The sequence below is a fragment of the Streptomyces cavernicola genome, assembly GCF_029968035.1.
Lineage (GTDB): Bacteria > Actinomycetota > Actinomycetes > Streptomycetales > Streptomycetaceae > Streptomyces > Streptomyces cavernicola.
Genome location: NZ_JASCIQ010000037.1, coordinates 1 through 14,250, shown reverse-complemented (window position 1 = coordinate 14,250; position 14,250 = coordinate 1). Strand labels below are relative to the sequence as shown.

Annotated in this window: 13 protein-coding genes and 1 pseudogene; 10 read left to right on the top strand and 4 right to left on the bottom strand. The window is 71.2% G+C overall.

Annotated elements, in window-relative coordinates; genetic code table 11:
• Window positions 1-235 precede the first annotated feature (235 nt).
• The 8 genes and pseudogenes from QIS96_RS28815 (at window position 236) to QIS96_RS28780 (ending at window position 7,235) form a co-directional block, all read left to right on the top strand.
• A complete protein-coding gene (locus QIS96_RS28815) occupies window positions 236-583 on the top strand; it encodes a YbaB/EbfC family nucleoid-associated protein (protein ID WP_282545774.1) in 348 nt (115 codons plus the stop codon).
• Window positions 584-755: 172 nt separating this feature from the next.
• Window positions 756-1,355, top strand: a complete 600-nt coding sequence (gene recR, locus QIS96_RS28810) for a recombination mediator RecR (RefSeq protein WP_282545714.1) — start codon at window positions 756-758, stop codon at window positions 1,353-1,355.
• Window positions 1,348-2,061: a DUF5063 domain-containing protein gene (locus QIS96_RS28805; RefSeq protein WP_282545713.1), complete on the top strand. Its 714-nt coding sequence runs from the start codon at window positions 1,348-1,350 to the stop codon at window positions 2,059-2,061. The genes recR and QIS96_RS28805 overlap by 8 nt, the downstream gene beginning before the upstream one ends.
• 33 nt (window positions 2,062-2,094) lie before the next feature.
• Window positions 2,095-2,343 (top strand): annotated as a pseudogene (locus QIS96_RS28800) (L,D-transpeptidase); the annotation flags it as partial.
• A 248-nt stretch (window positions 2,344-2,591) separates the two neighbouring features.
• The gene (locus QIS96_RS28795; protein ID WP_282545712.1) at window positions 2,592-3,878 is read left to right on the top strand and encodes an aspartate kinase; all 1,287 of its coding nucleotides are present in this window, start codon (window positions 2,592-2,594) and stop codon (window positions 3,876-3,878) included.
• Complete coding sequence (locus tag QIS96_RS28790) at window positions 3,878-4,957, top strand: aspartate-semialdehyde dehydrogenase (protein ID WP_282545711.1); 1,080 nt, start codon at window positions 3,878-3,880, stop codon at window positions 4,955-4,957. Before QIS96_RS28795 ends, QIS96_RS28790 begins: the two co-directional genes overlap by 1 nt.
• A 425-nt stretch (window positions 4,958-5,382) precedes the next feature.
• Window positions 5,383-5,997, top strand: a complete 615-nt coding sequence (locus QIS96_RS28785; protein ID WP_282545710.1) for a SigE family RNA polymerase sigma factor — start codon at window positions 5,383-5,385, stop codon at window positions 5,995-5,997.
• The gene (locus QIS96_RS28780; RefSeq protein ID WP_282545709.1) at window positions 5,994-7,235 is read left to right on the top strand and encodes a hypothetical protein; all 1,242 of its coding nucleotides are present in this window, start codon (window positions 5,994-5,996) and stop codon (window positions 7,233-7,235) included. The genes QIS96_RS28785 and QIS96_RS28780 overlap by 4 nt, the downstream gene beginning before the upstream one ends.
• A 292-nt stretch (window positions 7,236-7,527) precedes the next feature.
• Here QIS96_RS28780 and QIS96_RS28775 read toward each other — a convergent pair whose 3' ends face one another.
• From QIS96_RS28775 to QIS96_RS28765, 3 genes are all read right to left on the bottom strand, one after another.
• Window positions 7,528-8,451 (bottom strand): SURF1 family protein, encoded by a 924-nt coding sequence (locus QIS96_RS28775; RefSeq protein ID WP_282545708.1) that lies wholly within the window; start codon window positions 8,449-8,451, stop codon window positions 7,528-7,530.
• Window positions 8,452-8,514: 63 nt separating this feature from the next.
• On the bottom strand, window positions 8,515-10,374 hold the full coding sequence (locus QIS96_RS28770; RefSeq protein WP_282545707.1) for a S9 family peptidase: 1,860 nt from the start codon (window positions 10,372-10,374) through the stop codon (window positions 8,515-8,517).
• 268 nt (window positions 10,375-10,642) lie between these two features.
• The gene (locus QIS96_RS28765) at window positions 10,643-10,810 is read right to left on the bottom strand and encodes a hypothetical protein (protein ID WP_282545706.1); all 168 of its coding nucleotides are present in this window, start codon (window positions 10,808-10,810) and stop codon (window positions 10,643-10,645) included.
• Window positions 10,811-10,992: 182 nt separating this feature from the next.
• Between QIS96_RS28765 and QIS96_RS28760 the strand changes: the two genes are divergently transcribed.
• Window positions 10,993-11,523: a flavoprotein gene (locus QIS96_RS28760; protein ID WP_282545705.1), complete on the top strand. Its 531-nt coding sequence runs from the start codon at window positions 10,993-10,995 to the stop codon at window positions 11,521-11,523.
• Between the two features lie 55 nt (window positions 11,524-11,578).
• Here QIS96_RS28760 and QIS96_RS28755 read toward each other — a convergent pair whose 3' ends face one another.
• The gene (locus QIS96_RS28755) at window positions 11,579-12,019 is read right to left on the bottom strand and encodes a hypothetical protein (RefSeq protein WP_282545704.1); all 441 of its coding nucleotides are present in this window, start codon (window positions 12,017-12,019) and stop codon (window positions 11,579-11,581) included.
• A gap of 537 nt (window positions 12,020-12,556) precedes the next feature.
• On the opposite strand from QIS96_RS28755, the gene QIS96_RS28750 reads away from it, so the two are divergent.
• The gene (locus tag QIS96_RS28750; RefSeq protein WP_282545703.1) at window positions 12,557-14,170 is read left to right on the top strand and encodes an adenosine deaminase family protein; all 1,614 of its coding nucleotides are present in this window, start codon (window positions 12,557-12,559) and stop codon (window positions 14,168-14,170) included.
• The last annotated feature ends 80 nt before the right edge of the window (window positions 14,171-14,250 follow it).

Genomic DNA, 14,250 nt, shown 5'->3' with positions numbered 1-14,250 from the left:
TGCAAGCACCCTTACTACCGCCCAATGGGTGGCCGTGAGCCCTTTTTCGTGGTTTTCCGCCTGGAAGGGGGCCTTGATCAGGTATAGGGCCCTGGTCCGCGCCCCGCCGCCTCACTCGAAAGAGTGCTGGGGCGATCCGTCCCTTGAACACGTAGGCTCGTGCCAGGCGGCAAACCCCGCCGCGTACGCCCGTACGGACGTGTCGTCCGGACCAGTCGAGAGCCAGGAGCTGATCGTGATTCCCGGTGGTGGCCAGCCCAATATGCAGCAGCTGCTGCAGCAGGCCCAGAAGATGCAGCAGGACCTCGCGAAGGCGCAGGAGGAGCTTGCGCAGACCGAGGTCGACGGGCAGGCGGGCGGCGGCCTCGTGAAGGCCACCGTCAACGGCTCCGGCGAGCTGCGCGGTCTGGCCATCGACCCGAAGGCGGTGGACCCTGAGGACACGGAGACGCTGGCCGACCTGATCCTCGCCGCGGTGCAGGCGGCCAACGAGAACGCGCAGGCGCTGCAGCAGCAGAAGCTCGGCCCGCTGGCCCAGGGCCTCGGCGGCGGTGGCGCCGGCATCCCCGGCCTGCCGTTCTAGCGGCGGCCGCGGGTCCGTCACGGACGGGTGACGCCGGGATCTCCTCTATCTGAGGTCCCGGTCCACCAACTACCGTACGTACCAAGCCAGAACAGCAGCCGGACGGCAGTCAGAACAGACAGCCGGCACGGCAGCCAGAACAGAAGACAGAAAGCACAAGGAAGGCAGTCCGTTGTACGAAGGCGTGGTCCAGGACCTCATCGACGAGTTGGGCAGGCTGCCCGGCGTCGGTCCCAAGAGCGCGCAGCGGATCGCCTTCCACATCCTGCAGGCGGAGCCGACCGATGTGCGCCGCCTCGCGCACGCCCTCCTCGAAGTGAAGGAGAAGGTCCGCTTCTGCAGCGTCTGCGGGAACGTGGCGCAGGAGGAGCAGTGCGCCGTCTGCCGCGACCAGCGGCGCGACCCGGCGATCATCTGCGTCGTCGAGGAGCCCAAGGACGTCGTGGCGATCGAGCGCACCCGCGAGTTCCGCGGGCGGTACCACGTCCTGGGCGGGGCGATCAGCCCCATCGAGGGCGTCGGCCCGGACGACCTGCGGATAAGGGAACTCCTCGCCAGGCTCGCCGACGGCGCCGTCACCGAGCTGATCCTGGCCACGGACCCCAACCTGGAAGGCGAGGCCACGGCGACGTACCTCGCTCGCATGATCAAGCCGATGGGCCTGAAGGTCACCCGGCTGGCCAGCGGCCTTCCCGTCGGGGGAGACCTTGAATACGCGGACGAGGTCACCCTGGGCCGCGCCTTCGAAGGGAGACGACTGCTCGATGTCTGACGCCACGCAGGTCAAGAACGGTGCGCGGGACGACGCACCGCCCGCCACTGCCGCCTCGACGCCGCAGGACCCCTCCGACTTCGCGGTGCAGATCGCCGACCAGGTCGAGAGCTTCATCCTCACGGTGACCGAGGTCGCCAAGGGCGACGAGCCGGACTCCGCAGTGCCGTATCTCCTCCTCGAAGTCTCCCAACTCCTGCTCGCCGGCGGCCGCTTGGGCGCCCACGAGGACATCGTCCCGGACGAGCGGTACGAACCGGACCTGGGCCCCGAGCAGGCCGTCGACGAGGCGGACGAGCTCCGCGAGCGCCTCGCCGCCCTCCTCGACCCGGTCGACGTCTACTCCGAGGTCTTCGACCCGTACGAGCCCCGCAAGGCCCCGGTGGCCTGCCGGATCTCGGACGACCTGGCCGATGTCGTCACCGATCTGCGCCACGGCCTCGCCCACTACCGCGCGGGCCGTACGGTCGAGGCGCTCTGGTGGTGGCAGTTCTCGTACTTCTCCAACTGGGGCTCCACCGCCTCCGCCTCGCTGCGCGCGCTGCAGTCCCTGGTCGCCCACGTCCGCCTGGACCAGCCGCTGCAGGAGCTGGACGGCCTGGACACCGACCAGGACCTCGGCGAGGAGGACGAGCTGGCCGAGGAGGCCGGCAAGGTCATGGCCGAGGAGATCGCCGGGCCGCTGGGCCTCGGCCGCGAGGAGTAGGCGCCCGACGTCTCGACGCTCGACCGGACCCGCACCGGCTGGCATCGCACCACCCGCCCCGTCGAGGACGACCGCTCCCGGCTCTACGACGCCCCGATGCCGTACGCCCAGTACTTCAACGGCGGCCAGGCCGTGCACGGCGTGTACGGCTACGTCCACACCGGCAAGGGCTCGCACGGCTGCGTCAACCTGATGCATGACGACGCCCGCAAGCTCTGGCAGCGCACACGGGCCGGCGATCGCGTATATGTGTGGGGAGCCTGTCCGGCGCGGCTGAAATAGCCGCTCGGCGGGCCGTGGAGGTGTGGCCGGAACACATCTCCAGGCCGTGCGCCGGGTTGTGACCCGCCCCACTTTCCGGAGTGTCTCGGTCCTCAGCGGGCATGTGCCGTTCTGGAGCGGCCGGGATGACAGGGGCTCCGGATGGTCACGTCGTGAGCGGGACATCTCATGATGCGATACATACGGGGCGATAACCGGCCGCTCGCTAAACTGAGCCGACCGCACCAAGAATTGAGCGAGGAGCGCACGTGAGCCTTGTCGTGCAGAAGTACGGAGGCTCCTCCGTAGCCGATGCCGAAGGCATCAAGCGGGTCGCCAAGCGAATCGTCGAGGCCAAGAAGAACGGCAACCAGGTGGTAGCCGTGGTCTCCGCGATGGGCGACACGACGGACGAGCTGATCGATCTCGCCGAGCAGGTTTCGCCGATCCCTGCCGGGCGCGAGCTCGACATGCTGCTGACCGCAGGAGAGCGGATCTCCATGGCCCTGCTGGCCATGGCGATCAAAAACCTGGGCCACGAGGCCCAGTCGTTCACCGGCAGCCAGGCAGGTGTCATCACCGACTCGGTTCACAACAAAGCGCGCATCATCGATGTCACGCCGGGCCGGATCCGCACCTCCGTCGACGAGGGCAACATCGCCATCGTCGCCGGATTCCAGGGCGTCAGCCAGGACAACAAAGACATCACCACGCTCGGCCGCGGTGGCAGTGACACCACGGCGGTGGCCCTCGCGGCCGCCCTCGACGCCGACGTGTGCGAGATCTACACCGACGTGGACGGCGTCTTCACCGCCGACCCGCGGGTCGTGAAGAAGGCCCGCAAGATCGACTGGATCTCGTTCGAGGACATGCTGGAGCTCGCCGCTTCCGGCTCCAAGGTGCTCCTCCACCGCTGCGTGGAGTACGCCCGTCGCTACAACATCCCGATCCACGTACGGTCGTCCTTCTCGGGGCTGCCGGGCACCTGGGTCAGCAACGAACGACCGCAACAGTCTGCACAGGGAGCCGAGCAGGTGGAGCACGCCCTCATTTCCGGAGTCGCCCACGACGTCTCCGAGGCCAAGGTCACCGTCGTCGGCGTCCCGGACAAGCCGGGCGAGGCCGCGTCGATCTTCCGCGCCATCGCGAGCGCCGAGATCAACATCGACATGATCGTGCAGAACGTGTCGGCGGCCTCCACCGGCCTGACGGACATCTCCTTCACGCTCCCCAAGGCCGAGGGCAAGAAGGCCACCGCCGCCCTGGAGAAGATCAAGCCGACGGTCGGTTACGACTCCCTGCGCTACGACGACCAGGTCGCCAAGATCTCCCTCGTCGGCGCCGGCATGAAGACCAACCCGGGCGTCACGGCGCAGTTCTTCGAGGCGCTCAGCGACGCGGGCGTGAACATCGAGCTGATCTCGACCTCCGAGATCCGCATCTCGGTCGTCACCCGCGCCGACGACGTCAAGGAGGCCGTGCAGGCCGTGCACACCTCCTTCGGCCTCGACAACGACTCCGAAGAGGCCGTGGTCTACGGAGGCACCGGCCGCTGATGACCCCTGCGCCGACGGCCCCGGACGCCCACGCTCGACCCACTCTCGCGGTCGTCGGGGCGACCGGGGCCGTCGGCTCGGTCATGCTCTCGATCCTGTCCCAGCACGCTGACATCTGGGGCGAGATCCGCCTGATCGCCTCCCCTCGCTCGGCCGGCCGCAAGCTGACCGTGCGCGGCGAGGAGGTCGAGGTCGTCGCGCTCACCGAAGAGGCCTTCGAGGGCGTCGACATCGCGATGTTCGACGTACCCGACGACGTCTCCGCGCAGTGGGCGCCCATCGCCGCCGCCAAGGGCGCGGTGGTCGTGGACAACTCCGCCGCCTTCCGGATGGACCCGGACGTCCCCCTGGTCGTCCCCGAGGTCAATCCGCACGCCGCCCGGGTCCGCCCGCGCGGCATCGTCGCCAACCCGAACTGCACGACGCTCTCGATGATCGTCGCGATCGGCGCGCTGCACGCCGAGTTCGGGCTGCGCGAGCTCGTGGTCTCCTCGTACCAGGCGGTGAGCGGGGCCGGGCTCGCCGGAGTGGACGTGCTGCGCGAGCAGTTGAACCTGGTCGCGGGCACCGACCTCGGCACCAAGCCGGGCGACGTCCGCCGTGCCGTCGGTGACGGGACCGGGCCGTTCCGCGAGCCGATCGCCCTCAACGTGATCCCGTGGGCCGGCTCGCTGCAGGACGACGGCTGGTCGTCCGAGGAGCTCAAGGTCCGGAACGAGTCCCGGAAGATCCTGGATCTTCCCGATCTGCGGGTGAGCGTCACCTGTGTCCGTGTACCGGTCGTGACGACCCATTCGCTGACCGTCCACGCCCGCTTCGAGAACGAGGTGACGGTGGGCCGCGCCCACGAGATCCTCTCCACCGCGCCCGGCGTCGTGCTCTTCGACAACCCCGCGGCCGGTGAGTTCCCCACCCCCGCGGACGTGGTGGGCACGGACCCCACCTGGGTCGGCCGCGTCCGCCGCGCCCTCGACGACCCGGCCGCGCTCGAACTCTTCGTCTGCGGCGACAATCTGCGCAAGGGCGCCGCACTGAACACGGCACAGATCGCGGAGCTGATCGCGGCAGAGATGTCGTAATTCGCCCAATTTTGCTGCTGGTTGCGCCCGGGGGTCGCTGAAACCCGGGCGATTTTCCATGTGTGATCTGTGTAAGTTGTGTGTCCATCGTGCCGGTCCAGGTCACTTGAACCGGGCCATGACCTCGTACGAAGATTCGCTCCCCGTCCTCCGCGTGTTCCGTGGGATCTCCTGCAACCACGCGGCGCCGGGGAGCGTCTTTGCGGTCGGCCTTCCAAGGCACCGCATGGAGACGGGGCATATCGGGGCGTAGGGGAAGAGCTGGTGCACATGACGGCATGGGCGGCATGGGTGACATGTGGCGCATCGCCACGCGTGCGGTACGCGGCGCGGGCAGCGGACGCGGTGAATACGCGGCCCGGTGCGTACAACCCTGACGGGGGGAAGCGTGTCCAACAAGCGTGGCAGAGGTTCTCGAATTCCCCATGGCGCGCGGCGCAGTCGCGCGGCCGCAGCGCGGCGGCATGCCGGTGATCGCCCCCATGCCCGCGACGCGGCCAACGCGTGTGCCCGGCCAGCGCGAGGGCGCTGACGAAGCCATGGCCTCCGGCACCACGGTCGACCACCTCACCGAGACCTACCGCGCGCACTACCGCTCGCTGCTCGGCCTCGCGGCTCTGCTCCTCGACGACACCGCCTCCTGCGAGGACGTCGTCCAGGAGGCCTTCATCCGCGTGCACTCCGCGCGCAAGCGCGTCCGCGACCCGGAGAAGACGCTGGCCTACCTCCGCCAGACCGTCGTCAACCTCTCCCGCTCCGCCCTGCGCCGCCGCATCCTCGGCCTCAAGCTGCTCTCGAAGCCGATGCCCGACATGGCGAGCGCGGAGGAGGGTGCGTACGACCAGCTGGAGCGCGACGCCCTGATCAAGGCGATGCGCGGCCTCCAGCGCCGCCAGCGAGAGGTCCTGGTCCTGCGGTACTTCGCGGACATGACGGAGGCCCAGGTCGCCGAGACCCTCGGCATCTCCCTCGGCTCGGTCAAGGCGTACGGCTCGCGCGGCATAGCCGCCCTGCGCGTCGCCATGGAGGCGCCGGCATGAGCAGGTTCGCGCACGACGGGCACAACGGGCACGAGGACAAGACGTACGACGGGTACGACCGGTACGACGGGTACGAGAACGAAGCTCAGTACGACCAGCACGGCGGGAACGAAGCGGTGAACAGCGGCCCCCACACCCACGGCAGCGAGAGCACCCCGAGCGAGCGGGGAGACGCGAGCGGCTCGGAGCCGGCCGGGCGGGACTCGTCGAGGGAGCCGTCGGGTGCCGACCCCTCTGTTGAATCCTCTGCCGGCCCCTCCGACCTCGGCCCCGATGAGCTCGCCGTACGCCGACTTCTCCAGGGCGCCGTCCAGCAGCTCGAACCCTCCGACCAGGCCCTCGACCACCTGCGTCGAGCCGTGCCCGCCCGCCGGGCCCGCAAGCGTCAGGCCGTCGTGGGGATGGCCGCCGCGGCGCTGTTCATCGGCACCGCCGTCCCCGCCCTCGTACACGTCACGAGCTCGCCGAGCGGCAACGACGACCACCCCTCGGCCGTCGGCCACAGCTCCGAAGTGCCCGGCGGCAACGACTCCGCCAAGGTCACCGGCGGCGGCGAGCAGGGCGGCGACAAGCCCGCGGGCAAGGGCGACGAGGGCGGCAAGGAGAAGGGCGACGACGGGGGCAAGGGCAAGGGCAGCGGCGACACCGAGCCCGGCGAGGGCTCGACCGCCGGCGCCGACCCGACGGCCACGGAGGCCATCACCGCCGTGACCTGCGACGCCGCCCAGCTGGGCAGCGCCACCGCGACCGCCGAGCCCCCGGACGCCGAGGGCAAGGTCTACGGCACGTTCCGCGTCTCCAACACCTCCGACGCCGAGTGCACGGTGGGCGGTGCGGGCAGCGTCGTCTTCGCCGCCCAGGGCGCGGCCGACCCCGCGAAGATCAACGTCGTGGACCACGCCTCCGGCGACGCCGCCACCCGCCTCCCGGACCCGGCCGCCGGCCCGACCTCGATCGTCCTGGGGCCGGGCATGGCCTACGAGGTCCGCTTCGCCTGGGTGCCGTCCGAGAGCTGCCCCGGCCCCGGCGCCTCCCCGGACCCGACGCCCACGGGCGACGGCACCAGCGGCGGCACGGAGCAGAGCGGCACGACGACCCAACTCGGCGGCGAGGAAGGCCCGTCCGACGGCAGCGTCACGGTCACCCACACCGCAGAACCGGGCGCCCCCAGCGCAGCCACCACCATCGCGGGCTGCGCGGGCACGATCTACCGCACGGGCGTACTGGCGGCTTCCTGAGGCAGGAGAGGCTGCGAGGGCTCGACGGCCTTGCCTTGAGCCTTGAGCCGCACGCCCGAGGCTCGGCGTTCTGGGCTTCAGTTCCGAGGCTCGGTGGTTCTGGCTTCAGCCCCGAGGTTCGGTGGTTCTGGGTCCAGCCGCGAGGTTCGGCAGTTTGGCTCCAGTACCGAGAGCCAACGTCCCCGGCTCCAGTTCCGAGCTTCGGTAGCCCTGGCCTCAGCTCCGAGGTTCGGCAGCTTGGCTCCAGTCCCGAGCTTCGGCAGTCTGGGTCCAGCCCCGGAGTCTCGCAGCCTCAGCTCTGAGCCTTGGCCTTCTCGCCGGAAGCGGTTCCTGCCTCGGCCTCCGCTTCCGCCTGTGTCTCCGCCCCCGCTTCCGTTGCAGTGGCCGGCTCGGCCTCGTCTCCCGCGGACGCAGCCCCGCTCGCCCCGTTCGCAGAGCCCGCCTCGTCCTCCCGCGGTACGAGGCCCAGCTCGGCGTCCTTAGCGAACTCCACCTCGCGCCGGAACAACCGGAACCACATGAACACCACGAACCCGGCGAAGATGAACCACTCCCCGGTGTAGCCGAGGTTCTGGAACGCCTTCAGGTCGAGGCCGCTGCCTTGCGGAGCGCTCGGCGGCACCGCGGTCATCCCGTCCGAGCTGCGGTCGACGGTGACCCAGGCGTCGTACACCTCGTACGGCACCAGGTTCACCAGGGACGCGGCGCTGATCATGCCCAGCTGGCCCTCGGGCAGACCGCCGGCCTTGTGCACTCCGTCGGTGCCGGAGTTCTCCGAGGCCTGGAGCGCGCCGGTCACCGTGACCTCGCCGGACGGCAGCTTCGGCGCCTCGGCCTTCGCCTTCCCCGCCTCGCCGGGCAGCCACCCGCGCACCACGGGCAACGCCTTGCCCCCGTCCGTACGCAGCAGCCCCAGGACGTAGTAGCCCTGCTTGCCGTCCAACTCCCGGCCAGGGACCAGGAGTTGGCGATCCCAGCGGCCGGTCGCGGTGGCCCGCTCGCCGGAGGTCTCCTTGTCCACGGGCAGCAGCTCGGTCAGGGGCCGCGCCGGCCCCTTGCCCGCCTCGTGGCTGCGCTTCTCGGCCGCCTCATGGCTCTCCACACGGTCCTCGAACCGCCCGAGCTGCCAGGACCCCATGAACACGCAGAAGGGGATGGCCAGCACCAGGAAGAGGTTGATCCCCCACCATCGCGGAGTCAGCAGAAACCGATACACGCCTACCACCGTACGGTGCGACCCTCCGACGCCGGGCTCAGGGTGCCGCTAGCCGGTCCGCCGTCAGGCTCTGTACGGGCTCACCCCCAAGTGCCGGGTCGCGAAGTCCAGCTCCAGGCGGACCTGCTTGATCCGCTCCTCCACGACCAGCGAGCCGTGCCCCGCGTCGTACCGGTACACCTCGTGCACCGCGTCTCTCGCCGCCAGCCGGTCCACGTAATTCTCGACCTGGCGGATCGGGCACCGCGGATCGTTCACGCCCGCCGAGATGTAGAGGGGTGCCCGCACCCGGTCCACGTACGTCAGCGGCGACGACGCCTCGTAGCGCTCCGGGACCTCCTCCGGCGTACCGCCCATCAGCGTGCGGTCCATCGACTTCAGGGCCTCCATCTCGTCGTGGTACGCCGTCACGTAGTCCGCGACGGGCACCGCCGACAGACCGAGCGACCAGAAGTCGGGCTGCGTGCCGAGCCCGAGGAGCGTCAGGTACCCGCCCCAGGAGCCGCCGGAGAGCACCAGCTTCGCCGGGTCCGCGAGGCCGGAGGAGACGGCCCACTCGCGGACGGCCGCGATGTCCTCCAGCTCGATGAGTCCGACGCGGTGCTTGAGCGCGTCCGTCCACTCCCTGCCGTACCCCGTGGAGCCGCGGTAGTTGACCCGCACCACCGCGTACCCGTGGTCCACCCAGGCCGCCGGGCCCGCCGCGAACGCGTCGCTGTCGTGCCAGGTCGGGCCGCCGTGGATCTCGAAGATCGTCGGGAACGGACCAGCACCGGCGGGCCGCTGCACGAGCGCGTGGACACGGCCGCCGGGCCCCTCCACCCACACGTCCTCCACCGGCACCGACCCCGGCGCCTTCATGCCGGGCGGATCGAGCACGACCGCCCCCGTCGTCGACCGCACCTGCGGCGGCTCCGCCGCGGAGGACCACAGGTACTCCACCGTGCCGTCGGGCCGTGCCGTCGCCCCCGACACCGAGCCCTTCGGCGTCGGCACCTCGATCAGCTCGCGCTCCGCCAGGTCGAACCGGAACAGCTCGCTACGGGCCTCGAAGCTGTGCACGACGAGCAGCGCCGAGCCGTCCGGATACCACTCCGCGCCCACGTCACCCGGCAGTTCGAGGGCGAGGTCGAGCTCCTCGCCCGTGGCGACGTCCCAGACCATCGGCTCCCAGCGCCCGCGCCGCTGATGCCCGACGAGCAGCCGGGTGTCCCCCTCGACCGGAGCGAAGCCGAGCACTTCGAGTCCCAGCTCCTCCACGCCGCCCTTGGAGTCGTCGAGCTCGGCGACCGTGCCGCCGTCGAGCCGGACCACGCGCAGTGCGGAGTGCATCGCGTCGCCGTGCTCGGTGTGCTCCACGGCGATCAGCGTGCCGTCGTACGACAGGTCGCCGACGCCTGCCGACTCCCGGTGGCGGTAGATCTCGACCGGCTTCTCGCCCGCCCGCACGACGTGGATCGTGGAGCCGTCCTCGTCCGTGGAGCGGCCCACGACCGCGGTTCTGCCGTCCCTGCCGAGGGCGAGGCCCGCCGGATACGAAGGTTCGAGACCCGGAGCGGCCGGCTCGTCCACCGCGCCCGCGCCCGTGGCCCCTTCGCCCTGCCCCTGTCCCTGTCCCTGTCCCGTGTCGGCCGCGAAGGGCTGACGCATCCACACGCCGAACTCGTCGCCGTCCGTGTCCGAGAACCACCAGATCCACTGGCCGTCCGGGCTCACCGCGCCGTCCGTCGTGCCGTTCGGCCGGTCCGTCACCTGGCGTTGCTCGCCGGTCGCCCGGTCCCAGGCGTACAGCTCGTAAGTCCCCGTCGCGTTCGACACGAACAGCGAGCGGTCCGGTGCGTCCTCCGCCCACTCGGGCAGCGACACACGTGGCGCCCTGAAGCGCTTCTCCCAGTCCGGCCAGTTCGGCATCTCCGCAGTCATGAGCCCCATACTGCCTGGCCCGACCGACAACCCGCCGCCGCGGCCCTCAGCCTGTGGATAACTCGGCCTGTGGATAACTCGGCGGCTCCGGCCGGGATTGTCAGTGCCCGGCGGCAGACTCGCGGCATGACTTCCCACCTGCGCCCTCGCCCGAGTTCCGACACGAATACCGCAGGCACGGCCAGGGGCCCGACCCGGCGTGCGGGTCAGGCCCCTGACGTGATCGTTCGCGACTGTGGTTCCGGCCGGCGGCAGACTTGCAGCGGTCTCAGCGGTTGCCCTGGCGGCGGGCCTGCGACTTCTGCTGCATCCCCCGCGTCTTCGCCGAGATCGACTGCATCTCGGGCCGCGTGCCCTTCTCCCGCGCCTGCTGCGCGGAAAGCTTCGAGTGCTGGGGGTCCTTCGGCTGACCGTGACCGTGGACGTTCTTGGGCATGGTCCACTCTCCTCCTCGCATCGGAGCGCCATACGTAACCCACTGTCCCCCCGCCCGCCCCCATCGGCATCTCGACCTTGCCCGAAGCCGTCCGGCGCCGCTCTGACTTGCACGAATATCGGGCCGGAGCCTCGCTTCGCGCATACGCCCACACGAACGAGAGAAACGAAAGAATCGGAGCCGTGACTCGCAAACCTTTCCTGTACCTCGTCGTCTGCGCGGCCGGAGTCGCCACCGACACCGGCAAGTTGATCACCGCTGCCCAGGAGCGGCAGTGGGACGTCGGCGTGATCGCCACCCCGCACGGCCTCGCCTTCCTCGACGCCGCGGCCGTGGAGGCGCAGACCGGCAACCCGATCCGCTCGGCCTGGCGAGGCCCCGGTGACCCCCGGCCGTTCCCGGACCCGGACGCGATAGCGGTCGCCCCGGCCACGTTCAACACGGTCAACAAATGGGCGGCGGGCATAGCCGACACCCTGGCCGTGGCCACCCTGTGCGACGCCTTCGGCAGCGGCGTCCCCACGGCCGTACTGCCCAGTGTGAACGCGCAGTTGGCGGCGCATCCTGCGTACGGGGAGAGCCTGGAGCGGCTGCGCGGCATGGGTGTGGCGATCGCCGACGCCACCCCGGTGCCGGACACCGACGCGTTCCCCTGGGAGCGCGTGCTCGATCTGCTGCCTCATCCGGTCGCGGAGGGGGGAGTCGCTGAGTAAGTCCCCTTCGCACAACGGCTGTTGGCGGGACCCCCGCCGCCCACGTGCCGCCGGTTCAGCCCTCGCCTCGTCCGCGCGGTCGTCTCCGGAACAGCCGGCCGAGTGTCCGATCCGCGATCCGCTCCCGGCGGAGCTGTGCCTCGGTGAACACCGGCTCCCACACGTGCCGTTCACGCCAGCCCGGCCGCTCGTGCGCCCAGTCGAGGAGAAGACCGGTGACGGCACGGTGCCCGTCCGGCACGAGAGGGCCGGAGACGAGCGTGCGGAACTGCCGCTCGGAGCTGCCCTCGCGGTACTCGACGGAGCAGCCGGTCGCGTCGTCCCAGTAGAAGGTCTGCATGAAGTGCCCGCCGGGGCCGAGATCGAGGCGTTCGAGCACGACGAAGGGATACTCCTCGACGGCTTCCGTGAGCAGCCGGTGCAGCAGCTCGGGGGAGGGGTCGTCGTACGTGCGGTCGTAGGCGGTCGTGGCGCGAAGGCGGGGCGGCTCCCTCATGGGAGGACGGTAGCCCGGAGGAGAGCCGAACCCAACGGGCGTACGGGCACTGCCCGATCCGTGACAGTCAGGGCGCCGGGGCCCCTCGCCCCTCGCCCCTCGCCCCTCGCCCCTCGCCCCTCGCCCCTCGCCCCTCGCCCCTCGCCCCTCGCCCCTCGCCCCTCGCCCCTCGCCCCTCGCCCCTCGCCCCTCGCCCCTCGCCCCTCGTCCCTCGTCCCTCGCCCCTCGTCCCTCGCCCCTCGTCCCTCGCCCCTCGCCCCTCGCCCCTCGCCCCTCGCCCCTCGTCCCTCGTCCGTCGCCCCTCGTCCCTCCCGCCGACCCGGCGGGCCGGGCGCCTTCGACCAGCCGGGTGGCTTACGGGTGGCTCGAAGGGGAGAGCTGCGTCGTTGCGGCCCTGCCCCGCCCCGCGCTGTTGATCATGACCCGGTGAATCTCCAACACCGTTCTCTCCCTGGTCTCCCTGGTCTTCCCGGACGCCTCGGTCTCCCCGGCCTCCCCGGCCTCCCTGGTCTCCCGGGCCGTGTCAGGACATCGGCCGTGGTGGCTGTCACCGCCGGCGCGGCCCTGTCGTCCCTCCTCCTGCCCCCGGCCGCTGCGGCGGCGCCCAGCACGGCCGCGGCCGCAGCGGCCCGCACCGACGCGTGGTCCCCGCCGCTGCCGATCTCGTCCCGCGAGGCGGCCACGGACGCGTACCTGCAAGGCATCGAGGACGAGCCGCAGCTGTTGAAGGACTTCTTCCGCCAGCTGCCCAAGGGAGGTGAGCTGCACAACCACCTGTCGGGCGCGGTCTCGACCGAGTACCTGGTCGACCTGGCCGCGGACGACGGCATGTGCATCGACACCGGCACGATGACGGCCGTGGATCCGCCCTGCGGACCGGACGCCCGCCCGGCCGCGGACGCCCGCACCGACCAGGACTTCCGCGCCGCGCTCGTCCGCGCCTGGTCCATGCAGGACTTCCCGGCGGACGGGAACGGGCACGACCACTTCTTCGGCACGTTCGGGAAGTTCGGCGCGGTGACCTGGCGGAACCGCGGCAAGCTCCTCGCCGAAGTGGCGGACGACGCGGCCGAGCAGCATCAGTTCTACGTGGAGACCATGGTCACGCCGGCCTCGGACGGGGCGAAGAAGCTGGCAGCCGAGGTCGGTTGGGACGCGAACCTCGCCGACCTGCACGGCAAGCTCCTCGCGGGCGGGCGCCTCGACCGGCTCGTCGCCGAGGCGGGCAAGGAGGCCGACGACGCCGCAGCCGAGTTCCGTACGGCGGGCCGCTGCGGCACCCCGACCGCGCGGCCGGGCTGCGCGCTGCCGACGCGCTGGATCTCGCAGGTCTCGCGCGGCAGCGCGCCCGAGCGGGTCTTCACCCAACTCGCCCTCGGCATGCGCCTCGCCGAGCGCGACGGCCGCTTCGTCGCCGTGAACCTGGTCCAGCCCGAGGACGGCGAGCGCGCCCTGCGCGACTACAGCCTGCAGATGCGCATGATCCAGTACCTGCGCGGGGTGTACCCGAAGGCCCATGTCACCCTGCACGCAGGCGAGTTGTGGCCGGGTCTGGTCAAGCCGGAGGACCTGAAGTTCCACATCAAGGACGCGGTGGGCGTCGCGGGCGCCGAGCGCATCGGCCACGGCGTCGACCTCGTCCACGAGGACGACTGGCAGAGCACGGCCGCCACCATGGCCGCGCGTGAGGTCGCCGTCGAGGTGCCGTTCACCAGCAACGCGCAGATCCTCGGCGTGCGCGGTGCCGACCACCCCTTCGAGACGTACCGCCGCCACGGCGTGCCCGTCGTCCTCGCCACCGACGACCCCGGCATCAGCCGGGTCGACATCAGCCATGAGTACCAGTACGCGTCCGAGACGTACGACCTGTCGTATCCGCAGCTCAAGAACCTGGCGCGGGCGTCACTCGAGTACGCCTTCCTGCCAGGCCGCAGCCTGTGGCGGGGCAACCCGACGCGCGACGGCCACCGCTTCGCCACCGCCTGCACCGGCTCGGCGCCCGGCCTGCTCCCGCCCGCCCCGGCCTGCCGCACCCTGCTCGCGAGCAGCCCGAAGGCCGAGCTCCAGTGGAGCCAGGAGGCATCCCTGTACCGCTTCGAACGCACCTACCGCCCCGGCCGGCCGTGGACGGGTGCACGCGGGGGCGCATGAGGGGGCGTAGCGCGCCTGACTTCGTCGGGGGGGGGGGGGGCGGGCGCCGCCCCCCCCCCCCCCGGCCCCCCCCACAGTCC